The sequence below is a fragment of the Stenotrophomonas beteli genome, assembly GCF_001431665.1.
In the GTDB taxonomy this organism is placed as follows: Bacteria; Pseudomonadota; Gammaproteobacteria; order Xanthomonadales; family Xanthomonadaceae; genus Stenotrophomonas; species Stenotrophomonas beteli.
In genome coordinates this window covers 1-24,726 of record NZ_LLXV01000064.1, presented here as the reverse complement: position 1 = coordinate 24,726, position 24,726 = coordinate 1, and the positions used below count along the sequence as shown (strand labels likewise).

Sequence of the window (24,726 nt, the reverse complement as noted above, 5' to 3'; positions counted from 1 at the left end):
CATGAGTAGTCATGCAAGTTCAACCCGTAGTACCCATGCGCCGCGCCCTGCCCTGCTCGATGGTGCCGGCCTGCGCCGTGCGCTGGTCGAAGCGGTGCGCAAGCTGTCGCCGATGCATCTGGTACGCAGCCCGGTGATGGCGGTGGTGATGGCCGGCACGATCGTGGCCGCCATCGTCACCCTGACCGGCAATGCGCCGCTGGGCTTCGGCCTGGCGGTGACCGCGATCCTGCTGGTGACCGTGCTGTTCGGCAATTTCGCCGAAGCCGTGGCCGAGGCGCGTGGCCGTGGCCAGGCCGCGTCGCTGCGCCGTGCCCGACAGGACCTGGTGGCGCGCCGTCTGGCCGCACCGCAGCCGGGTGCCGCGGAAGCCCAGGTGCCGGCCGCGGAGCTGCGTCCGGGTGACCACGTGATCGTCAGTGCCGGAGAACTGGTGCCGGCCGATGGCGAGATCGTGCAGGGCCTGGCCACCATCAACGAAGCGGCGGTGACCGGCGAATCGGCACCGGTGCTGCGCGAGGCCGGCACCGATCGTTCCGGTGTGATCGGCGGCACCAAGGTGCTGTCCGACCAGATCATCGTGCGGGTAACCGCCGAGCCCGGCCACAGCTTCCTGGACCGGATGATCGCGCTGGTGGAAGGTGCCAACCGGCAGAAGACGCCGAACGAGATCGCGCTGACCCTGCTGCTGGCGGCGATGACACTGACCTTCCTGGTGGTGGTGGCGACGCTGCCGGCCATCGGCGCCGCAGTCGGCGTGCAGGTCGATCCGCTGCTGCTGATCGCGCTGCTGGTCTGCCTGATCCCGACCACCATCGGCGGCCTGCTGCCGGCCATCGGCATCGCCGGCATGAACCGTGCGCTGGCCGCCAACGTGCTGGCCAAGTCGGGCAAGGCGGTGGAAGTGGCCGGCGACGTGGACGTGCTGCTGCTGGACAAGACCGGCACCATCACCTACGGCGACCGTCAGGCCAGCCATTTCCATCCATTGGCCGGCATCGACGCCAGCCAGCTGCGTGAAGCGGCATTGCTGTCCTCGCTGGCCGACCCGACCCCGGAAGGCAAGTCGATCGTGCGCCTGGCCCGTGAACAGGGCTGCGCCACCGCCGAGCCGGACCATGCCGACTATCTGGCCTTCAGCGCGCAGACCCGCATGTCCGGTGTCGATCTGGAGCATGGCCGGCAGATCCGCAAGGGCGCGCTGGATGCGATCCGCAACCACGTGCAGGCGCTCGGTGGCAGCGTGCCCGCCGAGCTCGGCGGGCGCGTCGAGCAGGTGGCACGCAATGGCGCCACCCCGCTGGTGGTGGCCGAGGGCCGCCACGTGCTGGGCGTGATCGAGCTGTCGGACGTGGTCAAGCACGGCATGCGCGAGAAGTTCGCGCAGCTGCGGGCGATGGGCATCCGCACGGTGATGATCACCGGCGACAACCCGCTGACCGCTGCTGCCATCGCCGCCGAGGCCGGTGTCGATGACTACATCGCCGAGGCCCGCCCGGAAGACAAGCTGGCGCGCATCCGCCAGGAACAGGCCGGCGGCCGCCTGGTGGCGATGGTCGGTGACGGTACCAACGACGCGCCTGCGCTGGCCCAGGCCGACATCGGCCTGGCGATGAACTCCGGCACGCAGGCGGCGAAGGAAGCCGGCAACATGGTCGATCTGGATTCGGACCCGGCCAAGCTGCTGGCGGTGGTGGAAGTGGGCAAGCAGCAGCTGATCACCCGCGGCGCGCTGACCACCTTCTCGCTGGCCAACGACGTGTCCAAGTACTTCGCGATCCTGCCGGCACTGTTTGCCGCTGCGGTTCCGACCATGGCCGCACTGAACGTGATGCAGCTGTCCAGCCCGCGCAACGCGGTGCTGGCGGCGCTGATCTTCAACGCCCTGGTGATTCCCGCGCTGATCCCGCTCGCCCTGCGAGGCGTGCGCTTCCGCCCGGCCACTGCAACGGCGCTGCTGCGCCGGAACATGCTGGTGTACGGCCTCGGCGGCGTGCTGCTGCCATTCGCGGCGATCAAGCTGATCGACCTCCTTCTTGTCCTGGTATCCGGCGCATGAACCGTTCTGTTTCCACCTCATCCTCCCTGTCCCGCGAACCGAAAGCCGAGGCCCGCGTGGCCAGCCTGCAGGACGGCGCCAGCTGGCGCCCGGCCATCGGCCTGGGCCTGGCCACGCTGCTGCTGGCCGGTGCGGTCTATGCCGGCATCGCCACCGGCTTTGCCGGCCTGGCGTTCCCGGGCCAGGCCGAAGGCAGCCTGCTGCGCGATGGCAACGGCCAGGTGCGCGGCTCGGTGTGGCTGGCGCAGCCGTTCACCGGTGACGGCTACTTCCAGGCACGCCCGTCGGCCGCCAACTACGACCCGATGGCGGCAGCCGGTTCCAACCTGGCGCGCAGCAATCCGGCCCTGGCAGAACGCGTGGCCGCCAGCGCGGCGGCCGTGGCCGCACGCGAAGGGGTTGCGCCGGCGCAGGTGCCCGCCGACCTGGTCACCCAGTCCGGTGGTGGCCTGGACCCGCAGCTGTCGCCGGCGGCGGCCCAGCTGCAGGTGGCCCGCGTGGCACGCGCCCGCGGGCTGCCGGTGGAACGGGTACAGGCGCTGGTGCAGGCACATACCGAAGGACGCCAGTGGGGCGTGTTCGGCCAGCCTCGGGTGAACGTGGTGACGCTGAACTTCGCCCTGGACCACGCGGCCAAGGCGCCGTGATGCCGGCCTGCACCCGCTGCGCGCACAATGGCCGGCATGACAGCGGCACCCATGACTGATGTGCGTACCCGCCAGGCCGATGCCCTGGTTGAAGGCCTGCAACGCGAAGCTGGCGGCAAGCTGACTGTGTTCCTCGGCGCAGCGCCTGGCGTGGGCAAGACCTACACCATGCTGACCCGCGCGCAGGAACAGCTGCGCCGCGGTGTCGACCTGGTGGTCGGGCTGGTGGAAACCCACGGCCGCGCCGATACCCAGGCGCTGCTGGAAGGCCTGCCGCAGTTGCCGCTGAAGGACGTGGCCTACCACGGCCATGCCCTGCAGGAGATGGATCTTGACGCCGTGCTTGCACGGCGTCCTGCGCTGGTGCTGGTGGACGAGCTGGCCCACCGCAATGCGCCCGGAAGCCGCCACGAGCGGCGCTGGCAGGATGTGATGGAACTGCTGGACGCCGGCATCGACGTCTGGACCACGGTCAACATCCAGCATCTGGAAAGCCTCAACGATGTGGTGATGCGCATCACCGGCGTACGTGTCAGCGAGACCGTGCCCGACGGCGTGCTCGACCGCCTGCACGACATCGTGCTGGTCGACCTGCCGCCGCGCGAACTGATCGCTCGCCTGCAGCAGGGCAAGGTGTACGTGCCCGAACAGGCCGCACAGGCACTGCAGGCGTTCTTCTCGCCTGCCAACCTGACCGCGCTGCGCGAGCTGGCGATGCAGGAAGCCGCCGACCGCGTTGACAGCAGCCTGCGCGAGACCCGTGCCGCGCGCGGCGAAGGCAACCTGCCGCTGCGACGTGGCGTGCTGGTGGCCATCGATGGGGGTGGCCAGAGCGAATACCTGGTGCGCGTGGCGCGACGCATCGCCGAGCGCCGCGACGCGCCTTGGACGGTCGTGACCGTGCAGAGCCGCCGCCAGGACGAGGCGACCCGGCGCGAGATCGATGCGGCCTTCGCGCTGGCGCGGCGGCTGGGCGGTGACGCCGAACTGCTGCATGGCTCCAGCATCGCCGATGCCCTGCTTGACCATGCCGCGCACAACGGCGTATCGACCCTGGTGCTGGGCCGTACCCGCGAACGGCCACTGGCACGGATGTTCAACCGCACGCTGACCCAGCAGCTGATCCAGCGCGGCGCGCACTACGAGATCACCATCATCAGCACCCCGCAGGCGCGGGCGCGCTCGCGCCGCGAGGGTCTGCTGCCGCCCACGCGCGGCATCAGCTACGAGCCGGTGCAGGCGCTGATCGCCACTGCGCTGGCCTGTGCCGTGGCGTGGCTGGCCGAACACTGGGTGGGCATGGCCGACCTGTCGATGGTGTTCATCGTGGCGGTAGTGCTGGTCGCTGCGCGTACCCGCGCCAGCGTGGCGGTGATGGCGGCGATCCTGTGCTTCCTCGCCTACAACTTCCTGTTCATCGCGCCGCGCTTCACCTTCGCCATCGGTGCGCGCCAGGGCGTGATCACCGTGTTCCTGTTCCTGGCCGCGGCACTGGTGGCCGGACGCCTGGCCTCGCGCCTGCGCATGCAGGTGATCGCGCTGCGTGCGGCGAATCGACACGCGCGTGCGCGCCAGCAGCTGGGCCGACAGCTGGCCAGCGCGGCCGGCAATGGCGAGGTGGCGCAAGCCGGGCGGCATGCACTCGAACAGGCCATGGACGTGCCGGCGTGGCTGCGGATCGGTGCCGACACCGCCACCGGCGGGCGCAGCCAGCCTGGCGACACCGATCTGGCGGCGGCCGACTGGGCGCTGCGACATGGCCAGCCCAGCGGCCGCTTCACCGACACCCTGGCCGGCGCGCAATGGTGGTTCCTGCCGCTGCTGGACGGCGAGGATCGTGCCGTTGGCGTAGCCGGCCTGTACCTGCCCGGTGCCCAGGCGCGGCTGTTGCCCGAGCAGCGCCAGTTGGCCGAGGCGATGGTCGATGACATCGCCCAGGCCGCGCTGCGCACCCGTCTGGTGGCCGAACTGGAACAGGCGCACGTGAGCAACGAGACCGAGCGCCTGCGCTCGGCCCTGCTCTCTTCGGTATCGCACGATCTGCGTTCGCCGCTGGCCGCGATGATCGGTTCGGCCGACAGCCTGGCCAGCTATGGTGCGGCGATGGATACGGCTGATCGCCGTGCCCTGCTGGACACCATCCTGGTCGAGGGCGAGCGGCTGGACCGCTACATCCAGAACCTGCTGGACATGACCCGGCTGGGTCATGAAGGCCTGAAGATCAATCGCGACTGGATCGGCGTGGACGAACTGATCGGCTCGGCGGCACGGCGCCTGCAGCGCTACCAGCCAAAGGTGCGGCTGGAGCTGGACATCCCTTCGACGCTGGCGCCGATCTGGGTACACCCGGCACTGGTCGAACAGGCCGTGTTCAACGTCATGGAGAACGCCGCCAAGTTCTCTCCGCCCGAGGCCGCCGTGCAGGTGCAGGCGCGCGAACTGGACGGGCAGCTGCGCATCGACGTGATCGATGCCGGCCCCGGCATTCCCGACGACGAGCGCGCACGCATCTTCGATATGTTCTACAGCGTCGAGCGCGGTGACCGCGGCCGCCACGGCACCGGCCTCGGACTGACCATCTGCCAGGGCATGATCGGCGCCCATGGTGGCAGCGTGCAGGCGCTGCCAGGACGCGATGGTCGCGGTACCCTGATCCGCATCACCCTGCCCCTGCTCAAGCCAGCGTCCCACGATGAGCCCGACTCCGACTGATGCCAGCGCGCCGGCCCCGCGCGTGCTGGTGATCGATGATGAAACCCAGATCCGCCGGTTCCTGGACATCAGCCTGCGCGCGCAAGGCTACCAGGTACGCCAGGCCGAGAGTGGCCAGCAGGGACTGCAGATGGCGGCCAGCGAAGACATGGACCTGGTGATCCTGGATATCGGCCTGCCGGACATGGAGGGCCACGAGGTACTGGAGCAGCTGCGGCAATGGAGCCAGGTGCCGGTGATCATGCTGACCGTACGCGCCGGTGAAACGGAAAAGGTGCGGGCGCTGGACAACGGCGCGAACGACTATGTGACCAAGCCGTTCGGTACCCAGGAACTGATGGCGAGGGTACGGGCACTGCTGCGCACGCGCAGCGTGCCGACCGACGGCACGCCACCGGTGTTCGACGATGGCCACCTGCATGTGGACCTGGTGCGCCGCGAAGTCGCGCTCGATGGCGAGCCGGTGGCGCTGACGCGCAAGGAGTACGCACTGTTGTCACTGCTGCTGCGCAACGCCGGGCGGGTGGTGACCCAGCCGCAGATCCTGCAGGAAATCTGGGGCCCCACCCACCAGCATGACACCCATTACCTGCGCATCCTGGTCGGCAAGCTGCGGCACAAGCTGGGTGATTCGGCGCTGGATTCGCGCTACCTGTTCACCGAGCCGGGCGTGGGGTTGCGATTCAAGGGATGAGGGTGTGCCGACCAACGGTCGACACCTACCAACAGCTCCAGGACATTGTCAGGGGTGGGGCGGTGTCGGAGTGCGGGGTGTCAGCCGCATGGATGCGGCTGCCAAGCTTACAGGGACGTACTTGCTGCGTCCCCGCACTCCGACACCGCCCCGCCATCCCACGGATAGCCGGCCTTTGACGTTGACGTTGAAGTTGCTCCGGCGGGTGCCGGGCGCAGCCCGGCCCGACCTCAGAACCCCAGCGGGGTGTCGCCCAGCACCGGTTGCAGCTGGCTGCGGAACAGCGCCTGGACGCGTTCCAGCGCGGCCTCGTCGCTGCCCTCAAAGCGCAGCACCAGCACCGGCGTGGTGTTGGAGGCACGCACCAGCCCCCAGCCATCGGGGAAGTCCACACGCAGGCCGTCGATGGTCGACAGCCGGCCGCCCACGTAGGGGTTGTCCGGCGATTGCGCAGCCGCCACCAGCATCGCCACCAGTGCATGCGGCGTCCCTTCGGCGACCGGCACCTTCAGTTCCGGCGTCGCCACCGTCTCCGGCAGCTCGGCCAGCACCTCGTCCGGGGTTTCCTCGCGCTGGGCCAGGATCTCCAGCAGGCGTGCGGCCGCGTACAGGCCATCGTCGAAGCCGAACCAGCGTTCCTTGAAGAAGAAGTGGCCGCTCATCTCGCCGGCCAGCTCCGCATCGGTCTCGCGCATCTTGGCCTTCATCAACGAATGCCCGGTCTTCCACATCAACGGGCTGCCGCCATTGCGCAGTACATGGTCGGACAGCTTGCCGGTGCATTTCACATCGTAGATCACCATCGCACCGGGATTGCGCATCAGCACATCGGCAGCAAACAGCATCAGCAGGCGATCGGCGTAGATGATCTTCCCTTCGCCGGTCACCACGCCCAGCCGGTCGCCATCGCCATCGAAGGCCACGCCAAGGTCGGCGCCGAAGCGCTTGACCGTCTGCACCAGGTCTTCCAGGTTGGCCGGTTCGCTCGGGTCGGGGTGATGGTTGGGGAAGGTGCCGTCGACATCGCAGTAAAGCGGAATGACTTCGGCACCGATCGCCTCCAGCAGCTGCGGCGCCAGTGCACCGGCCACACCGTTGCCTGCATCGGCCACGACCTTCAGCGGACGATCCAGCTGCACGTCATCGGCAATGCGCTGGATGTAGTCGGTGCTGACATCGCGCTGCTGGTAGTCGCCCGGCTCGGCGGCCTGCACCAGGCGGCCCTCGACGATGCGCGCGTAGAGATCGGTGATGGCATCGCCGGACAGCGTCTCGCCGCCGATGACCACCTTGAAGCCGTTGTACTCGGGCGGGTTGTGGCTGCCGGTCACCGCCACGCAGGTGCCGGTACGCAGGTGGAAGGCGGCGTAGTACACCACCGGCGTCGGCGCCAGGCCGATGTCGATCACCGCACAACCGGCGCGGCGCAGGCCCTCGGCCAGTCCCGCCGCCAGTTCCGGGCCGGACAGGCGGCCGTCGCGACCGATCACCACCTCGCGCAGCCCCTGTTCCAGCGCCACGGTGCCAATGGCCTGGCCGATCAGTGCGGCGGTCCTGGGCGTCAGTTCGCTGCCGGTCACGCCGCGGATGTCGTAGGCACGGAAGATTCCGGCCGCCAGCTCTTCAGCCGGCACCGGCGGTGGCGGCGGCGGGGTGGCATCACGGTTGACCGTGCTGGCCACCGGCGGCGGAGACTGCTGCAGGCTTTCGCTCAGTGTCGGGCCCAGGTCGGCCTCGACCGCCGAGGCGCGGCGCGTCAGTGGCAACGACGCCGGCAAGCGATGACGCCCCACCACCAGCAGCACGGCGATGAACGCCAGCAACAGGGCAACGATGGCGCTGGCCAGCGCGCCCAGGCCCAGTGGCCCGGCCTCGACGCTGGGCACCGACGCGGCCAGCCGCAGCGGCGTTCCCGGAATGGGACGCGCCAGTGCTTCGGCACCTTCGGCCAGGCTGGCATTGCCTTGGCTGACCAGGTCGCGCACGCCCTGGCGCAGACCGAGGAAACCGCTGGACGGCGCACTCACCTGGTCCAGCGCCGAGGTCAGCCGCAGCAGCGGCTGGCGTACATACACCACGGCCGGGCCGAGGTTGCCCAGCTGTACCGGCGCGGCCAGGCCCAGCCGGTTGCCACCGCCGTCGCGGACCACCCGTACGCCCGGCTTGCCTTCGGCCAGCGCGGCCTCCAGCAGCGCCAGGCGGGCATAACCGAAGACCGCCGGATCGGCATAGGCGGTCGCCAGGTCGGCGGTCAGCACCTCCACCTGTTCCACGCCGGTCCAGCTCTCGCGCACGGCCAGGGCAGCGGCGGCCGCGTCACCGGCCTGCAGCGCCTGCTGCACGCGATCGTTGTTCAGGTGCTGCTGCAGCTGCTGCACCTGGCCGGCGGCGGCCTGCTGCAGCCCCTGCACGGCCTGGTCACGCGCCTGTTCCAGCGCCTGGCCGTTGGCCTCCTGGCGCCACTGCTGCACCGCACTCCAGCCGAACCAGCCTGCCAGCAGGACCAGCAACACCCCCAGAAGGGGAGCGCTGCGCCCCAATGACCGTCCCCGCTGTCCTTCCCCGATGCCGCTCATCGATGTCCCCTGTCAACGCACCCCGGTATGGCCGAATCCACCCGTGCCCCGCACGCTGTCGGTGAAAGTATCCACCACCTGCAGGCTGACGCGGGCAATCGGCACGACCACAAGCTGGGCGATGCGATCACCCGGCTCGATGGTGAAGGCTTCGCGGCCACGGTTCCAGACGCTGATCAGCAGCGGCCCCTGGTAATCGGCATCGATCAGGCCGGTGCCGTTGCCGAGCACGATGCCGTGGCGGTGGCCGAGCCCGGAACGCGGCAGGATGACCGCGCACAGGTGCGGGTCGGCAATATGGATGGCCAAGCCACTGGGCACCAGCGCGGTGTCGCCGGGTTGCAGGGTCAGCGCAGTGTCCAGCGCCGCACGCAGGTCCATGCCGGCGCTGGCTTCGGTGGCGTAGGCCGGCAACGGCCAGCTGTCGCCGAAACGTGGGTCGAGCAGCTTGACCTGCAGGGGTTGAGAAGTGAAAGCCTGGGTCATGCCTGGAGTCTCCGCGCGATCAGCGCCAGCAGTTGTTCGGCCAGCTCGCGCTTGGAGGTGGCCGGGAAAACCTGTTCACCGTCCTGCCAGAAGGCAGTGGCGGCATTGTTGTCGCTCTCGAAACCGCCGCCGCTGATCCCGACCTGGTTGGCGATCACCAGGTCCAGGCGCTTGTCGACCAGCTTGCCACGGGCATATTTCTCCACGTCGTGGGTCTCGGCGGCAAAGCCCACCACCAGCTTCAGCGACTGGGTCTGCGCGGCGACTTCGGCAAGGATGTCCGGCGTACGCACCAGTTCAATCACCAGCGATTGGCTGTCGGCGGTCTTCTTCAGCTTCTGCGTGGCCACCTGGCGCGGCGTGTAGTCCGACACCGCCGCTGCACCGATGTAGATGTCGGCCGGCAGCGACTGCAGCACGGCATCGCGCATCTGCGCGGCCGAGCGCACATCGATGCGCTGCACGCCGGGCGGCGTGGGCAGTTGCACCGGGCCACTGACCAGCACCACCTGTGCGCCCATCGCGGCAGCGGCGGCGGCCAGGGCGAACCCCATCTTGCCGCTGCTGCGGTTGCCGACGTAGCGCACCGGGTCGAGATCTTCGTAGGTCGGGCCGGCGCTGATCAGCAGCCGCAGGCCGTGCAGCGCGCGGGTTTCCGGCGCGGCAACGTTGGTGGCCCCGCGGCCATTGGCGGCAAGCGCGGCCACGATGTCACCCGGTTCAGCCAAGCGGCCGGGCCCGGATTCACCTTCGGCCAGCGGGCCGTCGACCGGGCCGATCACCTGCGCGCCGCGCTGGCGCAACAGGCCGATGTTGGCCTGGGTGGCCGGATGCAGCCACATGCGATGGTTCATCGCCGGGCAGATCGTCAGCGGTGCGGTGCTGGCCAGGCACAGCGTGCTGACCAGGTCATCGGCATGGCCCTGGGCCAGCCGCGCGAGCAGATCGGCGGTGCCCGGGGCGACCACGATACGGTCGGCCCAGCGCGCCAGCTCGATATGGCCCATGGCCTGCTCGGCGGCACTGTCCCACAGCGTGGTGCGGGTCGGCTGCCCGGACAGGGCCTGGAAGCTGAGCGGGGTGACGAACTGCTGGGCACCTGCGGTCATCGCCACCTGTACCTGGGCGCCGGCGTCGCGCAGCCGCCGCACCAGCTCCAGGGCCTTGTAGGCCGCGATCCCGCCTCCGACGCACAACAGCAGTTTCTGGCCTTCCAGCGCGCGGGCCGGCGCCGGGGAAGCGTTGGGGGAGTCAGCCACCTGGATTTCCTGTGCAAACGAGGGCGCTAGCTTACCCGATGGCCGGTAGTGTCCCGATGCAGGGCACACATAGCCGGCAGCTATCAGCAGATGGAACTTGCACTACGACAATTTCTGCACCCGGAACCGTGCGATTCGGAACTTTCCTATACCTGTAGGCCGATCACCTTTGCAGAATCGTCGATGGCCACCGCTGGTGCGCCGCTTCGCCTTCCGAGGATCCCACGTGCAACCGCGCATCATCATCGCCGACGACCACCCCGTCGTCCTGCACGGTATCCGCATCGTGCTGCAGGCCCATCTGATGAACGTGGTCGGCGCCGCGCGTGAGGGTGCCGGGCTGCTGCAGTTGCTGGAGCGCGAAGCCTGCGACGCCGTGCTGACCGACCTGTCCATGCCCGGCACCGGCCCGGATGGCCCCGAGCTGATCGGAGAACTGCGGGCGCGCCACCCGGCGCTGCCGGTCGTGGTGCTGACCGGCGCGCGCCATCCGGGCCTGCTTGATGGCCTGCTGCGCGACGGCGTAGGTGGCCTGGTCGACAAATGCGCCGATTTCGGCCAGCTGCCACAGGCGCTGAACGCGGCGATGGCCGGCCAGGTCTTCGTTTCGCCACAACTGCGCCACCACCTTGAAGCGCGCGACCTGATGTTCGCGCGCGAACCGTCGGCGCTGTCGGCGCGCGAGCAGGAAGTCCTGGACCTGCTGGCGGCCGGTCTGAAGGTCAATGCGATCGCGGCCCATTGCGGCCGCAGCCCGAAGACGATCAGCCGGCAGAAGGCCGAAGCCAAGCGCAAGCTGGGCCTGCAGACCAACCAGGAACTGTTCGCCTACCTGCAGCGCCGGCGCGATTGAGGCTTTGGCCGACGCGCGCGCACGGGGTGTACCGATGGGAGGCCGCGACGGCGCCGATGATGATCAACGCATGCCCATCCACGACTGGCCCGAACAGGAACGTCCCCGCGAGAAACTGCTCGCGCATGGCGCTGCCCTGCTGTCCGATGCTGAACTGCTGGCACTGTTCCTCGGCTCCGGGTTCGGCGGCCGCGACGCCGTGCACACCGCGCGCGATCTGCTCGCCGCGCATGGCCCGTTGCGGAAGCTGCTGGACCGTCCGGCCCGCGACCTGGCGCGGCTGCCCGGCCTGGGCCCGGCGCGCAGCTGCACGCTGGCGGCCGGCCTGGAGCTGGCCCACCGCTACCTGACCGCCGAGCTGCAGCAGGGCGAGCCCGTCGGCAACAACCCGGTCGCCGTCGGCCGCTATCTGCAGCACCGGCTGCGCGGCCAGTCCCGGGAGATCTTCATGGTGCTGTTCCTGGACAACCGGCACCGCCTGATCGCCTGCGAGGAACTGTTCCAGGGCACCATCAACGCGGCCCCGGTGTACCCGCGCGAGGTGGTACGGCGGGCCCTGCTGCACAATGCCGCAGCGGTGATCCTCAGCCACAACCACCCGTCCGGCGATCCGGAACCCTCCAGTGCCGACACCCGCATCACCGACGAGCTGCAACAGGCGCTGGCGCTGGTGGACGTGCGCCTGCTGGACCACTTCGTGGTGGGCGAGGGGCGGCCCGTTTCGTTTGCTGAACGAGGACTGCTGGCCCAGCCACAACCGCGTCTGTTCGGCTGAGCGGGGCCGGGTACGGGCCGCCGCCCCCGCCAGGCAGGCAGGGCTCAGCGTGGCTGCGGGTATCTGCGCTAAAATGGGCGATTCCGCCGCTCATTCTCACAGCAGGCCTCGTGAAAAATCTCCTCCGCGCCCTGATCAGCCAAGGCATCGAAGCCTTGCGCGCCAATGGCACCCTGCCCGCCGACTCCCTGCCGCCGGACTTCGTGGTCGAGCGCCCGAAGACCCGCGACCATGGCGACTTCGCCACCAACGCCGCGATGCTGCTGGCCAAGGCCGCGCGCAGCAATCCACGCGCGCTGGCCCAGGCGCTGGTCGAGGCGCTGCCGCGCAGCGAGGACGTCAGCAAGGTCGAGATCGCCGGACCGGGCTTCATCAATTTCCACCTGGCCCCGGCCGCGTACCAGCGCGAAGCCGCTTCGGTCATCAAGGAAGGCCACGACTACGGCCGCAACCTGTCCGGCAATGGCCGCACGGTGGGTGTGGAGTATGTGTCGGCCAACCCGACCGGTCCGCTGCACGTCGGCCATGGCCGCGCCGCGGCGATCGGCGACTGCGTGGCGCGCGTGCTCGATGCCAACGGCTGGAACGCCAAGCGCGAGTTCTACTACAACGACGCCGGTGTGCAGATCGAGAACCTGGCGCTGTCGGTGCAGGCCCGCGTGAAGGGCATTACCCCCGACCAGGACGGCTGGCCGGAAGGCGGCTACCGCGGTGAATACATCGCCGATGTCGCCCGCGCCTACATGGCCGGCGCCAGCGTCGACCTGGAAGGCACCCTGGTGGTCGGCGCCAAGGACCCGGACGACATGCAGGCGATCCGTCGCTTCGCTGTGGCCTACCTGCGCAACGAGCAGAACCTGGACCTGGCTGCGTTCGGTGTCGACTTCGACATCTACTTCCTGGAAAGCTCGCTGTACGCCGACGGCAAGGTGGCCGAAGCCGTGGCCAAGCTGCAGGCGTCCGGCCACACCTACGAGGAAGGCGGTGCGCTGTGGCTGCGCAGCACCGACTTCGGTGACGACAAGGACCGCGTGATGCGCAAGTCCGATGGCACCTTCACCTACTTCGTGCCGGACGTGGCCTACCACCTGTCCAAGTGGCAGCGCGGCTATGAGCGCGCGATCACCGAGCTGGGCGCCGACCACCACGGTTCGCTGGCCCGCGTGCGCGCCGGCCTGCAGGCCATGGAAGTGGGCATCCCGCAGGGCTGGCCGGAATACGTGCTGCACCAGATGGTCACCGTCATGCGTGGCGGCGAGGAAGTGAAGCTGTCCAAGCGTGCCGGCAGCTACTTCACCCTGCGCGACCTGATCGAAGAAGCCGGCCGCGATGCCACCCGTTGGTTCCTGATCGCGCGCAAGCCCGATTCGCAGCTGACCTTCGACATCGACCTGGCCCGCCAGCAGAGCAACGACAACCCGGTGTTCTATGTGCAGTACGCGCACGCGCGCGTGTGCAGCCTGTTGCGCCAGGCGCAGGAGAAGGGCCTGGTGTACGAACAGGGCAACGGCCTGGCCAACCTCGCCCGCCTGGGCGACGACGCCTCGCTGGCGTTGATGAACGAAATCTCGCGGTATCCGGAAGTGGTGGAAGCGGCCGGCGTGGCGCTGGAGCCGCACCTGGTGGCGCAGTACCTGCGTGAATTGGCACACGCGTTCCACACGTGGTATCACGGGACGCCGGTACTGGTGGATGACGCCGCCGATCGCAATGCCAAGCTGACCCTGGCCTGCGCGGCGCGCCAGGTGCTGGCCAACGGCCTCGACCTCCTGGGCGTCAGCGCCCCGGAAAAAATGTAAGCATCAGGAGACGCAGTACACATGGCAGCACGACGCGGCAAAAGCCAGGCACGACGCAACAGCGGCAGCCAGGGCACCCCCGGATGGGTGTGGCTGGTGGCCGGTGTGGCGATCGCTGCTGTGGTGTTCCTGGCGGCGCCGAACCTGTTCAAGGGCGAAGGCGATGGTTTCCTGCGCGCCGGTCCGCAGCCGAACCCGAATGCGCAACCGGCCCCGGTCGCCGATGCCGACAGCGAAGTCGGCAGCGAGCCGGCCGCGCAGCCGGCCACGGCCAAGCCCGCCGAAGCGGAAAAGCCGGCCGCCACCCAGTACGACTTCTACACCCTGCTGCCGGGCAAGGAAGTGGAGATGTCCGACGCTGAACTGGCCGCCAGCGCGCGCGCCGAGGACCAGCGTCGGGCCAAGGCCGAGGCGCAGCGCGCGCAGGCTGCACTGGAAGGCAAGCCGGTGCCGCCGGCTGCAGCCCCTGCCCCCGCGCCGTCGCCTGCGGCCACCGCCAGCGTGGCCAGTACCGCGCCGGTGACCGCGACCAGCCGGCCGTTGCCGGCACCGCTGAGTGAACGCCCGGCGGCGGCCACGCCGCCTGCCAGCACCGCGCCCGCGGCGACCAGCACCGCCGCGGCCCCCCCGGCGCCGCGCACGGACAGCGCGCCGGCCGCGGCCAGCACCGCGTCCGCTGCGGACAATGCCCGCTACATCCTGCAGGCCGGCGCCTTCGGTGCCTCCGGCGATGCTGAAGCCACCAAGGCCAAACTGGCGATGATGGGTCTTGCGGCACGCGTGGAATCGGCACAGATCAACGGCAGGACCGTGTACCGCGTGCGCATGGGGCCCTATGGCACGGCCGGCGAGTTGTCCGAAGCCAAGCAGAAGCTGGATGGCACCGGCCTGCAGGCGATGGCGATCAAGGCACAGTGAGCCTGCGGGTGTGAATGAAAAAAAGCCGGGCATTGCCCGGCTTTTTTGTTTCTGTAGAGTCGAGCCATGCTCGACTCTACAAAAGGCGATACAACTCCGGTCACCCCTCGCGGGCCACCTGGAAGCCGGCGAACGACTGGCTGACCGGCATCAGTTCCAGGCGATTGATGTTCAGGTGCGGCGGCAGCGTGGCCACCCAGAAGATCTGCTCGGCGATGTCCTCGGCGGTCATCGGGTTGGCGCCGCTGTAGAGCTTGTCCGACGCGCTCTGGTCGCCATGGGTGCGCACCACGGTGAATTCGGTCTCGGCCATGCCCGGTTCGATCGTGGTCACGCGTACGCCGGTGCCATGCAGGTCCGAACGCAGGCCCAGCGAGAACTGGCTGACGAACGCCTTGGTACCGCCGTAGGCATTGCCGCCCGGGTACGGGTAGACGCCGGCCACCGAGGAGATGTTGATGATCGCGCCGCGACGCTCCACCAACTGCGGCAGCAGGCGGTGGGTCAGGGTCACCAGTGCGGTGATGTTGGTGTCGATCATGGTGGTCCAGTCCGACAGCTTCGCGCCCTGCGCCGGTGCGGTGCCCTGCGCCAGCCCGGCATTGTTGACCAGCAGATCGATCTCGCCGAAGGCCGGCGGCAGCGCCAGCAGCGCCGCTTCCATCGCCACCGCATCGCGGATGTCGAAGGCGGCGGCGTGCACCACGTCCTTGCCATAACGGTCGACCAAGGGCTGCAGGCGCTCGCTGCGGCGGCCGGTGGCAATCACCTTCCAGCCGGCCTGGGCGAAGCGGTGGACGGCGGCGGCGCCGAAGCCGGACGTGGCGCCGGTAATCAGGACAGTGCGGGTCATCAAGCAACTCCAGGGCGGAAACCAGACCCCCATTCTGGCACCCTCGGCCGGCGCCGGTGTTGCCGATGCCGGCTGACCACAGACGGGCGCGGCTCAGCGCACGCGGAATACCCGGGCCTTGGGCAGGTCTTCGTCGACCTGCAGGAACCAGCGCCCGGCAATTCCTGGCACAACGGCGATCTGCGGCGACTGCAGTACCTTGCGCAGCTTCATCTGCCCTTTCATCACCTGCCATTGCTGGCCGTTATCAAGGGTGAACAGCGTGCCAGGTTGCCAGCCTGCGACCTCTCCGACCACATGTGCACTGACCGGTCCTTCTTCCAGGCCCAGATGCATGGCTGCCGGTGCCGGCACATTGGCAGGCAGCGGCGCAGCGACCGGGGCCACTGCTGCCGTTGACGCGGTGGCCGCGCTCTCTGCCTCGCGCAGTACCCGGTTCAACACCTGCAACTGCGCTTGACTGAGCCCGACTTCGGCCAGTTGGGAGGCACTGAGGCGCCGCTCGACGGGTACGAAGCGGTCCTGGGCGAAGGCAGGGAAGCTGCTGGCGAGCAGCAGTGCGGAAAACAGATACCGGCGCATGCAAGGGTCTCAGCGAACGAGAGCTCACGATGCTGCAGTTCGATGACAGCCCGGTGACACGCCAGGGGCCGGTACAATTGGACCATGATCAACAACGATGTCCTGCGCAGCGTGCGCTACTCCCTGGACCTGGGCGACCAGCACGTGGTGACCCTGTGCCGGATGGCCGACCCGGCCTTCGCCGTGGATCCTGAACAGGTGAAGGCCTGGCTGCGCCGCGAGGACGAAGCCGGTTTCGAGGCGATGAACGACCGTGCCCTGGCGCACTTCCTCGACGGGCTCATCGTGCACCTGCGTGGCCGCGACGAGAGCCAGCCGCCGCGTGCGGTGGAAACCCGGATCGACAACAACCTGGTGCTGAAGAAGCTTCGGGTGGCGTTCCAGCTGCGCGACGTGGACCTGATGGAGATCTTCGCCAGCGCTGGTTTCAATGTTTCCAAGTCGGAAGTCGGCGCGCTGTTCCGCCAGCCCGGCCACGCCAACTACCGGCGCTGCCTGGACCAGATGCTGCGCAACTTCCTCAAGGGCCTGAGCCTGCGCCTGCGCGGCTGAGCACGGCCTCGACGAAGGCCCGTGCCGCCGGCGTCGGCAACCGCTGCCAGACCAGGTGCACGCGGCGGGTCGGGGTCGGCTGCAGCGGAATCTGCACCACGCCTTCGAAGCCGTCGGCGATCAGCGCCGGCACGATGCCAACCGCGAGCCCATGGCGGACGAAGCGCTCGACCAGTTCCATCAGGTTGACCTCGAAGCGCACCGTGTGCGGCAGGCCGGCGGCAGCGAAGGCATCGTCGGTCTGTCGGCGCGCACCGGTACCGCGTGGGAAGTCGACCAGCGCCACGTCCTGCAGATCGGTCAAGGGCAGCCGCCTGCGCCGCGCCAGCCGGTGCGACGGGGACAGCACCGCCACCAGGTCTTCCTCCTGCAGCGTCTGGTGACAGACGCCCTCCAGCGCCGCCGAGGGCGCCAGCCCGACCAGCGCCACGTCCAGCGCGCGCGATTGCACCTGTGCGATCAGGTCTTCGCTCTTGTCCACCCGCAGCTGGAACTCCACCTGCGGGTGCAGCTGCTGGAAGGCCGCCAGCATCGCCACCACGTCGATGCCGGTGAGTGAGGAAATCTGCCCGACGGCCAGCAGGCCACGCACTTCACCGCTGACCGCGGCCACGTCGGCACGCAGGTGACGCAGGCTGGCCAGCACCTGGCGGGCGTGCACCAGCAGCACCTCCCCGGCGGCGGTGGCGCGCACCTGGCGCGGCAGGCGCTCGAACAGCGGCGCGCCCAGTTCCTGCTCCAGGTGGGCGATCTGATGGCTGAGCGCGGACTGCACCACATGGCAGCGTTCGGCGGCACGGGTGAAATTGCCCTCTTCGGCCAGCGCCACGGCGAATTCGAGCTGTTTGAGGTTCATCCAACTATCTTGTTTTCAGATGGCACGGATGATGATGATTCATTTCCATCATGACCGCAGCAGGCCGACACTGTGCACCCTGCTTCCTGGAACACCGCATGAGCCCGTCCCCCCCCTCTCTGCACCGCTGGCAGGTGCTGCTGATGTCGGTCGCCACCGGCGTGGCCGTGGCCAGCAACTACTATGCGCAACCGCTGCTGCACACCATCGCCGACGCCTTCGGCGTGCCGTTCGGCGAGGTCGGCATGGTCGTTACCGCCGCGCAGCTGAGCTATGCCGCCGGCTTGATCCTGCTGGTGCCGCTGGGCGACCTGTTCGAGCGCCGCCGCCTGATCGTGGTGATGAGCCTGCTGTCGGCGGGCGGCCTGGTGATCAGTGCCTGCGCACCGTCACTGGCCTGGTTGCTGGTGGGCACCGCGATCACCGGCCTGTTCTCGGTGGTGGCGCAGGTGCTGGTGCCGTTCGCCGCCACGCTGGCCGCGCCGGAGCATCGTGGTCGCGTGGTCGGCACGCTGATGAGCGGGCTGCTGCTGGGCATCCTGCTGGCCCGCACCGTGGCTGGCCTGCTTTCAAGCCTGGGCGACTGGCGCCTGGTGTATGCGATCGCCGCTGCCACCCTGGTGCTGACCGCACTGGCGTTGCAGCGCGGCCTGCCGCGATTCCACCACAGCGCCGGCCTCGGCTATTTCGCATTGCTGCGCTCGATCGGCGTGCTGTTCGTGCAGGAACCGGTGCTGCGCCAGCGCACGCTGCTGGGCGCCTGCAGCTTTGCCATGTTCGCGATCTTCTGGACCCCGCTCGCGTTCCTGCTGGCACAGCCACCGTATGCTTACAGCGACGCCACCATCGGCCTGTTCGGGCTGGTCGGCGCGGCCGGCACGCTGGCCGCCGGACTGGCCGGGCGCATGTCCGACCGCGGCCAGAGCGGGCGTGCCACGGCCATCGCGCTGGTGCTGCTGCTGGTGTCGTGGCTGCCGCTGGGGCTGTCCACCCATTCCCTGCTGGCGCTGCTGGTGGGCGTGGTGGTGCTGGACCTGGCCGCGCAGCTGCTGCATGTCAGCAACCAGAACCTGATCTATGCGTTGCAGCCTGCGGCACGCAACCGGCTCAATGCCGGCTACATGACCGGCTACTTCATCGGCGGCTCGCTGGGCTCGCTGCTGTCGGCGCAGGTCTATCCGCGTTTCGGCTGGAGCGGGGTGTGCGTGGTCGGTGCCGCCGTGGCCGTGCTGGCGCTGCTGCTGTGGCTGCCCGGCGCGCTGCGCGCGCGCCAGGCTGCGGCGACGGACTAGAAGCTGCCCTGCAATGCCAGTTCCCAGCGGCCGCCAGCATTGCCCGGGAACAGGCGCTCGGCGGCGCTGTCGGTGTCATGCACGGTGGCGCGCAGTTCCCAGGCCGGGGTCAGCGAGGCGATGGCACTGAGCTGGCCATGCAGGTAATCCGGACCCTGCGCGGTCGCCAGCCAGTACTGGCCGACCGCCGCTTCCAGGCGCAAGCGTTCATGCAGTGGCACACGCACACCCAGCTGGGCATAGGTGCCGCGATGGCCGCCGGCCAATGCATCGCTGGAATACGCGACCTGCAACCAGGCGCGCTGCTTCCAGGTCACGGTGGTATTGAGTTCGGTCCAGTCCAGCACGCGGCCGGTGCCCGGGTACAGGTAGCGGGTCAGGTTGGCATCCAGTGTCCAGTCCGGGGCCAATGCACCGGTCCAGCCTGCCACCAGGTCGAACTCGCTGCGCGCACCATTGTCCGGCTTGAACGAAACGTTGGACCCCCACACGCTGGCGTACCACCCCGATGGGATCGAAACCTTCGCGCCCGCTTGTACAGCCGGGTCGCCGTCGCTCTGCGAGCTGCCACGCCACACGTAGTCACTGGTCAACGCCGCGCTGCCACTGACCTGCGCTCGTGCCTGCGCGCTGCCGATCCCGAGCAGCCCTGCCAGGCCGGCCACCACCGCCGCCATCATCCCCTTGCTGTTCACTGCACTGTGTTCCTCGTCGAAGGCGGTCACGCCGCCGGGAACGCAGTGTCGAGGCGGTGGCCGTAACGGATCGAGGGTGCTGCCGGGCCCGTGGCGCAAATTCGGCGTAAATCCCGTGGATCGGAGCTACATGCCAGCAGCGCGGTATCATGGCGCCCTGTTTCCAGGAACCAACCGCGTGGACGCCATCCTGACCCCGGTATCGATCGGCGAGCTGATCGACAAGATCACCATCCTCGAGATCAAGGCCGAGCGCATCGACGATGCGGCCAAGCTGAGCAACGTGCGCACCGAGCTGGACGGCCTGCTGCCGTTGCTGCAGCAGCAGCTGCAGGCACAGCCGGCGCTGGCCGTGCTGAAGCAGCAGCTGAAGGCGATCAACGAGCGCATGTGGGACATCCAGGACCAGCTGCGCGACAAGGAAGCGGCCCAGGTGTTCGACGATGCCTTCATCCAGCTGGCACGCGGTGTCTATGGCACCAATGGCGAGCGCGTGCAGGTGAAGAACGAGATCAACCGCGTGGCCGGTTCGGCCCTGGTGGAAGAAAAGCAGTACCAGGGCGAATAAGCCGGCTTATCCGCATTCGAGCAGGTGCCGGATGCGGAACAGCTCACCATCGCTGTGGATGCCCAGCTTCTGGTAGGCCGTCCGCTTCTGCGTGCTGACCGTGCTGGCCGTGCGCCCGAAGTGCCGCGCCACCTCCCCGGTGGTGCAGCCCTGCAGGACCAGCCGGAGCACCTCGCGCTCGCGTCGGCTCAAGGGCGTGAGCACCGGCGCCTGTGTGCGCCGCATGCGCGATCGGCTCAACTGCGTGCGCAACTCCGGGGGTACGAAGCGGCCGCCACGGGCCAGTACGTCAACTGCGCGCCGCAGCATCTCCGGCGTGGTTCCCTTGGACAGGAAGCCGCGCGCGCCGGCCTGCATCGCCATGGTCACCGTGCTGGCGTTGCAGTGCGCAGACAGCACCAGCACCGGCAGCAGCGGCCAGCGCCGCGACAACAGCCGCAACAGGGCCAGGCCCTGTTCGGGTCCGCATGGCGCCACCAGGTCGATCAGCAACAGGTCGATGCCATCCGGCTGGCGCTGCAGCACATCAAGCAGATCGCCTTCACGGGTGAAGCTGCCACAGACCTGCACGCCACCGTGCTGGCAAAGCACCACCTCCACCCCCAGGCGCAGCACGGGATGCGGCGCCAGCATTGCCAGGCGGCAGGGCCGATCGGGAGGCAGAGCGGGAACGGCAGGCGGCATCACAGGGATCCGACGGTGCGAAGTGCCCACCGTAAGCCCGCGCCGGGAGCAGCGGAATCCAATTTATTGCAACGCAGCAGGGGCAGCGGAACATGCTCAGCTGCGGTTTCGGATCGTCACAACGCAACAGGCCCGGCGTGGGCCGGGCCTGTCGAGGCATCTACAGCGCGCAATCGCGCCGAGGAAGCACTTACCAGCTGAAGCGCGGGCCGACGGTGTATTCCTTGTCGCCGTCGCGGTTCATCTTCAGCTCGCCGTTCAGGCCCCAGTTCTGGTTCAGCTTGACCTGACCACCCAGGCGGCCGTACCACTGGCCTTCCGGATTGATGCCGTGCTTCTTCGAGAAATCTTCGTAGCCGACCATGCCGTAGACTTCGGCGTGGGCACCGAAGGCGGTGCGGATACCGGCTTCAGCGCTGTAGCCGTTGAAGTCCAGGCCGTGCTTCTGGTCGCGCTTCTGGTAAGCAACGCGGGCAACGAAGTCGGTGGTCGGAGCGATTTCAACGTTGTAGCCGGCACCGATCTTCCACTGGTCCAGCTTGATGTTGGTGTGGTCGATTTCCTGGCGGCTGTAGTCACCGAAAGCGTGGAAATTCGGCAGGAAGCCGTACGAGCCCTTCACGCCCCAGCCGTCGGCCTTGAACGCGTCGATATCGGTCTTGGCGTAGTCGGCTTCGGCGTAGTTGTACGACAGGTTCTCAGCAGCCGAAGCGGTGAACGGCAGGGCAGCGGCCAGGGCCAGAGCAATCAGCGAATTCTTCATGGGGGTACACCTTTACTTTCTTATGGTGTGCAGCAGCGCCAGGGCGCCATCGCATCGGGAATGTAAATTCTCCGTTATTCGTCACAACGCTCCCTGAAAACAGCGGTCTTCGCATTGCTGAATTTTCTGCCTTGATTCAGGCTGTCTCTGGCATACGCGCGCGGCGCGCGTGCATTTGTGATTCGTCGTCGATTGCAACAGGAGGTTGCCTTGCACGTTTCCGATCCGCTGCTGATGCCTGTTCGCGCCGCGCTCCTGGCCTGCGCGGCCCTGTTCCCGATCCACGCTGCGCACGCGCTGCAGGCGGCTGACTACCAGCGCGCTGAACGCGCGCATGACAGTCATCTGCGCGGTGCGCTGCGCAATGCTTCGGTCCTGCCCCACTGGCTGGCCGATGGGCGCTTCTGGTACGAACGCGAAGACACACAGGGCCGGCGCCAGGCGGTACTGGTCGATCCCGTCCAGGCTACGCGCCAGATCCTGTTCGAACCCGATGCGCTGGACACTGCAGTTGCACCTCTCGGTGCCGGTGGGCCACGCCTGCGCTTGAACCGCGTGCAGGTCCTGGATGATGGCCTGCGCCTGCAGTTCAACGGCGAGGCGGCGATCAACTGCCAATGGCCACGCCTGCAGTGCACGGCCGCGCAACAGGCGTCGCCGCCGGCCGATGCATTGCCTTCGCCCGGGGCTGACGCCTGGCTGCAGGTACGCAATCACAACCTGTGGCTGCAGCGCTCTGGAGGAACGGCGCCGCAGGTACTGACCCACGGCGGTGAAACCGGTCATGGCTATGGCGTACTGCCGGACTTCACCCTGCGCGGCATTCCACGTCGCCAGGGCAGGATGCCAGCACGACCGTTCGCGGTGAGCTGGTCCCCCGATGGCCGCTACGTGGCCGGCATCCGCTACGACGAACGCGCGCTGCAGGACTACCCCTATCTGGAAAGCAGCCCGACCCACAGCGCGCGGCCGCGCGTGCATACCGTGAAGCTGGGTGTGCTGGGCGATGCACAGCAGGTCCGCGACAGCCTGTATGTGATCGATATCCTCAGCGGCAGGCAGCATGACATCGTGCTGCCCGAGGGCTGGAACACGCTCAGTGAGGCCGGCATCCTGGGTTGGGACGGTGATCGGTTGTATGCCGTGATCGCGCACTTCGGCACACCGCGCAGGCTGCGCCTGGTGGAGATCAATGCCAACAGCGGTGCATTGCGTACGGTTCTGGAAGAAGCCAGCGACACTCGCCTGCAGCTCAACGTGTATTCCTACAACCGGCCCGCGGTGGCCATCCTGCCCGGGCAGGACACCGCCGTGTGGTTCTCGCAGCGCGATGGCTGGGGCCATCTGTACCGGGTGCGCCTGTCCGATGGCAAGGTGCTGCGCCAGCTCACCCGCGGCAAATGGGTGGTGCGTGACCTGCTGGGTGTGGACGCTGCGGGTGGCTGGGCGTACTTCAGCGCCGGTGGCGTCGACGGTGGCGACCCCTACGTGCGCGGCCTGTACCGGGTATCGCTGCAGGGCGGCCCGGTCCAGCGCCTGGCCGCCGATGGCAACGACCACATGGCCGATGCCGGTACCGGCGCGCTGTTCGGGGCGCGCGCGCCCCAGGCCCTGTCGCCTGGTGGTGGCTATCTGGTAGATACCGTTTCCCGTCTCGACCAGCCACCACGCACCGTGCTGCGGGCCAGCGATGACGGCCGTGAAGTGATGGTGCTGGAAACAGCCGATGACGGCGCGATCGTTGCTGCCGGCTGGCGTCCACCACGGCGCGAGCGGCTGCTGGCCGCCGATGGGCGCACGCCGATCTTCGCCACCGTCTACCTGCCCCGTGACTATCGCGATGACGGCAGCTTCCCGGTGATCGACGCGATGTACGGTGGTTCCTTCATCAGCAATGCGCCGGTGACCTACGCCGAGGCGGTGTCTGCCTTGAACCCGGTGTCACGCGCCAGCCTGGCCGAACTCGGCTTCATGGTGGTCAGCATCGATGCGCGCGGTACCGGTGGCCGCGACAAGGCGTTCCATGACAGCAGCTTCCTGCACGCCGCCGATGTGCAGCTGGATGACCATGTGGCGGCGCTGCGCCAGCTGGGCGAACGCTACCCGGGCATCGACCTGCAGCGGGTCGGCATCTACGGGCATTCGTTCGGCGGCTACAGTGCAGCGCGCGCCGTGCTGCGCTATCCGGCGTTCTACAAGGTGGGCGTGGCCTCGGCCGGCAGCCACAATTTCCAGGGCATGTACGGCGGCGCCCTGCACGGCATGGACCGGCTGTTCGGTGGCGTGCTGCCAGCTACGGCCATGGCCGATGGCGTGCCGGCGCCCTTTGCCGGGCTCGACAATGCGGCACTGGCCGGCAACCTGCGCGGGCATCTGCTGCTGGTCTATGGCGAACTGGACGAGAACGCGCCACCGGCGCTGACCCTGCAGCTGGCCGCCGCCCTGAACAAGGCCCAGCGCCGCTACGACCTGCTGTACCTGGCCCGGCAGGACCACGAACTGTTCCGCAACGACGCCACCTACACGCACCGCATGTGGGACTACTTCGTTCGCCACCTGGCCGGCCAGCAGCCACCGGATACGGTGCTGGCACCGCTGCCCGGTGGCCCGGGCTGAACAGGCGCGCACAGGATGTCGATCCCCGACGCCCTGGTTCGTCGGGTACTTGAAGGCCGTGCATGCGGCACGGTCCATCCGGAGGCAGGCAATGAGCTACATCGATGGTTTCGTCCTGGCGGTGCCCACCGCCAACAAGGAGAAGTTCCTCGCCCACGCGCGCGCAGGTGATCCGGTTTTCATCGAGTTCGGGGCGCTGCGCGTGGTCGAGTGCTGGGGTGACGACGTACCGCACGGCAAGACCACCGACTTTTTCGGCGCAGTAAAAGCCACGCCGGACGAGACGGTGGTGTTTTCCTGGATCGAATGGCCGGACAAGCCGACCCGCGACGCCGGCATGAAGAAGATGATGGAAGACCCAAGGTTTGATCCGGCGACGAATCCGATGCCGTTCGATGGCGCGCGGATGATCTACGGCGGCTTCGTGCCGATCTATGAACTGACGCGCTGAACCGGGCGGACGTGCTCAGCGCGTCAGTTCATAGAT

Annotated in this window: 22 protein-coding genes; 13 read left to right on the top strand and 9 right to left on the bottom strand. The window is 68.4% G+C overall.

The window, feature by feature from the left end; translation table 11 throughout:
* The first annotated feature begins 1 nt into the window (after nucleotide 1).
* The 4 genes from kdpB to ARC23_RS16685 are packed head-to-tail and all read left to right on the top strand — an operon-like array spanning nucleotide 2 to nucleotide 6,112.
* Nucleotides 2-2,059, top strand: coding sequence for a potassium-transporting ATPase subunit KdpB (kdpB, locus tag ARC23_RS16700; protein ID WP_057498234.1), 2,058 nt, complete (start codon nucleotides 2-4; stop codon nucleotides 2,057-2,059).
* The gene (kdpC, locus tag ARC23_RS16695; RefSeq protein WP_057498233.1) at nucleotides 2,056-2,706 is read left to right on the top strand and encodes a potassium-transporting ATPase subunit KdpC; all 651 of its coding nucleotides are present in this window, start codon (nucleotides 2,056-2,058) and stop codon (nucleotides 2,704-2,706) included. Before kdpB ends, kdpC begins: the two co-directional genes overlap by 4 nt.
* A gap of 51 nt (nucleotides 2,707-2,757) precedes the next feature.
* The gene (locus ARC23_RS16690) at nucleotides 2,758-5,418 is read left to right on the top strand and encodes a sensor histidine kinase (protein ID WP_057498232.1); all 2,661 of its coding nucleotides are present in this window, start codon (nucleotides 2,758-2,760) and stop codon (nucleotides 5,416-5,418) included.
* Nucleotides 5,399-6,112 carry a response regulator transcription factor gene (locus ARC23_RS16685; RefSeq protein WP_057498231.1) on the top strand — a complete coding sequence of 238 codons (714 nt, stop codon included), beginning with the start codon at nucleotides 5,399-5,401 and terminating at the stop codon, nucleotides 6,110-6,112. Before ARC23_RS16690 ends, ARC23_RS16685 begins: the two co-directional genes overlap by 20 nt.
* Nucleotides 6,113-6,342: 230 nt before the next feature.
* On the opposite strand, the gene ARC23_RS16680 is transcribed toward ARC23_RS16685, so the two are convergent.
* From ARC23_RS16680 to coaBC, 3 genes are read right to left on the bottom strand one after another with little or no spacing between them, the layout of a single operon-like run.
* A complete protein-coding gene (locus ARC23_RS16680) occupies nucleotides 6,343-8,688 on the bottom strand; it encodes a phosphomannomutase/phosphoglucomutase (protein WP_057498230.1) in 2,346 nt (781 codons plus the stop codon).
* Nucleotides 8,689-8,700: 12 nt separating this feature from the next.
* Nucleotides 8,701-9,174 (bottom strand): dUTP diphosphatase, encoded by a 474-nt coding sequence (gene dut, locus ARC23_RS16675; protein ID WP_005411999.1) that lies wholly within the window; start codon nucleotides 9,172-9,174, stop codon nucleotides 8,701-8,703.
* Nucleotides 9,171-10,433, bottom strand: coding sequence for a bifunctional phosphopantothenoylcysteine decarboxylase/phosphopantothenate--cysteine ligase CoaBC (coaBC, locus tag ARC23_RS16670; protein ID WP_057498229.1), 1,263 nt, complete (start codon nucleotides 10,431-10,433; stop codon nucleotides 9,171-9,173). Before coaBC ends, dut begins: the two co-directional genes overlap by 4 nt.
* A 226-nt stretch (nucleotides 10,434-10,659) precedes the next feature.
* On the opposite strand from coaBC, the gene ARC23_RS16665 reads away from it, so the two are divergent.
* The 4 genes from ARC23_RS16665 to ARC23_RS16650 all read left to right on the top strand — a co-directional run bounded on the left by ARC23_RS16665 (nucleotide 10,660) and on the right by ARC23_RS16650 (nucleotide 14,778).
* Nucleotides 10,660-11,286, top strand: coding sequence for a response regulator (locus tag ARC23_RS16665; protein WP_057498228.1), 627 nt, complete (start codon nucleotides 10,660-10,662; stop codon nucleotides 11,284-11,286).
* Nucleotides 11,287-11,356: 70 nt separating this feature from the next.
* The gene (gene radC / locus ARC23_RS16660; protein WP_057498242.1) at nucleotides 11,357-12,061 is read left to right on the top strand and encodes a RadC family protein; all 705 of its coding nucleotides are present in this window, start codon (nucleotides 11,357-11,359) and stop codon (nucleotides 12,059-12,061) included.
* Nucleotides 12,062-12,171: 110 nt separating this feature from the next.
* Nucleotides 12,172-13,860: an arginine--tRNA ligase gene (argS, locus tag ARC23_RS16655; RefSeq protein ID WP_057498227.1), complete on the top strand. Its 1,689-nt coding sequence runs from the start codon at nucleotides 12,172-12,174 to the stop codon at nucleotides 13,858-13,860.
* A 21-nt stretch (nucleotides 13,861-13,881) separates the two neighbouring features.
* Nucleotides 13,882-14,778 carry an SPOR domain-containing protein gene (locus ARC23_RS16650; protein WP_057498226.1) on the top strand — a complete coding sequence of 299 codons (897 nt, stop codon included), beginning with the start codon at nucleotides 13,882-13,884 and terminating at the stop codon, nucleotides 14,776-14,778.
* A 100-nt stretch (nucleotides 14,779-14,878) separates the two neighbouring features.
* On the opposite strand, the gene ARC23_RS16645 is transcribed toward ARC23_RS16650, so the two are convergent.
* Nucleotides 14,879-15,631 carry an SDR family NAD(P)-dependent oxidoreductase gene (locus tag ARC23_RS16645; protein ID WP_057498225.1) on the bottom strand — a complete coding sequence of 251 codons (753 nt, stop codon included), beginning with the start codon at nucleotides 15,629-15,631 and terminating at the stop codon, nucleotides 14,879-14,881.
* A gap of 93 nt (nucleotides 15,632-15,724) precedes the next feature.
* Nucleotides 15,725-16,213, bottom strand: coding sequence for a hypothetical protein (locus ARC23_RS16640; RefSeq protein WP_057498224.1), 489 nt, complete (start codon nucleotides 16,211-16,213; stop codon nucleotides 15,725-15,727).
* A gap of 84 nt (nucleotides 16,214-16,297) precedes the next feature.
* Between ARC23_RS16640 and ARC23_RS16635 the strand changes: the two genes are divergently transcribed.
* Nucleotides 16,298-16,765 carry a YehS family protein gene (locus ARC23_RS16635; protein WP_057498223.1) on the top strand — a complete coding sequence of 156 codons (468 nt, stop codon included), beginning with the start codon at nucleotides 16,298-16,300 and terminating at the stop codon, nucleotides 16,763-16,765.
* Here ARC23_RS16635 and ARC23_RS16630 read toward each other — a convergent pair.
* Nucleotides 16,734-17,621 (bottom strand): LysR family transcriptional regulator, encoded by an 888-nt coding sequence (locus ARC23_RS16630; RefSeq protein ID WP_057498222.1) that lies wholly within the window; start codon nucleotides 17,619-17,621, stop codon nucleotides 16,734-16,736. The two genes, ARC23_RS16635 and ARC23_RS16630, sit on opposite strands and share 32 nt — an antisense overlap.
* A gap of 98 nt (nucleotides 17,622-17,719) precedes the next feature.
* On the opposite strand from ARC23_RS16630, the gene ARC23_RS16625 reads away from it, so the two are divergent.
* Nucleotides 17,720-18,913, top strand: a complete 1,194-nt coding sequence (locus ARC23_RS16625; protein WP_057498221.1) for an MFS transporter — start codon at nucleotides 17,720-17,722, stop codon at nucleotides 18,911-18,913.
* On the opposite strand, the gene ARC23_RS16620 is transcribed toward ARC23_RS16625, so the two are convergent.
* Entirely contained in the window at nucleotides 18,910-19,608 is a 699-nt protein-coding gene (locus tag ARC23_RS16620) for a TorF family putative porin (RefSeq protein ID WP_057498241.1), read from the bottom strand. The genes ARC23_RS16625 and ARC23_RS16620 overlap by 4 nt on opposite strands.
* A 178-nt stretch (nucleotides 19,609-19,786) precedes the next feature.
* Here ARC23_RS16620 and ARC23_RS16615 point away from each other — a divergent pair, with 178 nt between their 5' ends.
* Nucleotides 19,787-20,176, top strand: coding sequence for a DUF6165 family protein (locus ARC23_RS16615; protein ID WP_026347234.1), 390 nt, complete (start codon nucleotides 19,787-19,789; stop codon nucleotides 20,174-20,176).
* Nucleotides 20,177-20,182: 6 nt separating this feature from the next.
* Here the strand turns inward: ARC23_RS16615 and ARC23_RS16610 are convergent, their stop codons facing one another.
* The gene (locus ARC23_RS16610) at nucleotides 20,183-20,809 is read right to left on the bottom strand and encodes a response regulator transcription factor (RefSeq protein ID WP_238985261.1); all 627 of its coding nucleotides are present in this window, start codon (nucleotides 20,807-20,809) and stop codon (nucleotides 20,183-20,185) included.
* 241 nt (nucleotides 20,810-21,050) lie between these two features.
* Nucleotides 21,051-21,623 carry an OmpO family porin gene (locus tag ARC23_RS16605; RefSeq protein ID WP_021204739.1) on the bottom strand — a complete coding sequence of 191 codons (573 nt, stop codon included), beginning with the start codon at nucleotides 21,621-21,623 and terminating at the stop codon, nucleotides 21,051-21,053.
* 210 nt (nucleotides 21,624-21,833) lie between these two features.
* On the opposite strand from ARC23_RS16605, the gene ARC23_RS16600 reads away from it, so the two are divergent.
* Both ARC23_RS16600 and ARC23_RS16595 read left to right on the top strand, forming a co-directional pair.
* A complete protein-coding gene (locus ARC23_RS16600; protein ID WP_057498219.1) occupies nucleotides 21,834-24,239 on the top strand; it encodes a S9 family peptidase in 2,406 nt (801 codons plus the stop codon).
* 91 nt (nucleotides 24,240-24,330) lie between these two features.
* A complete protein-coding gene (locus ARC23_RS16595; protein ID WP_057498218.1) occupies nucleotides 24,331-24,690 on the top strand; it encodes a DUF1428 domain-containing protein in 360 nt (119 codons plus the stop codon).
* Nucleotides 24,691-24,726 lie beyond the last annotated feature (36 nt).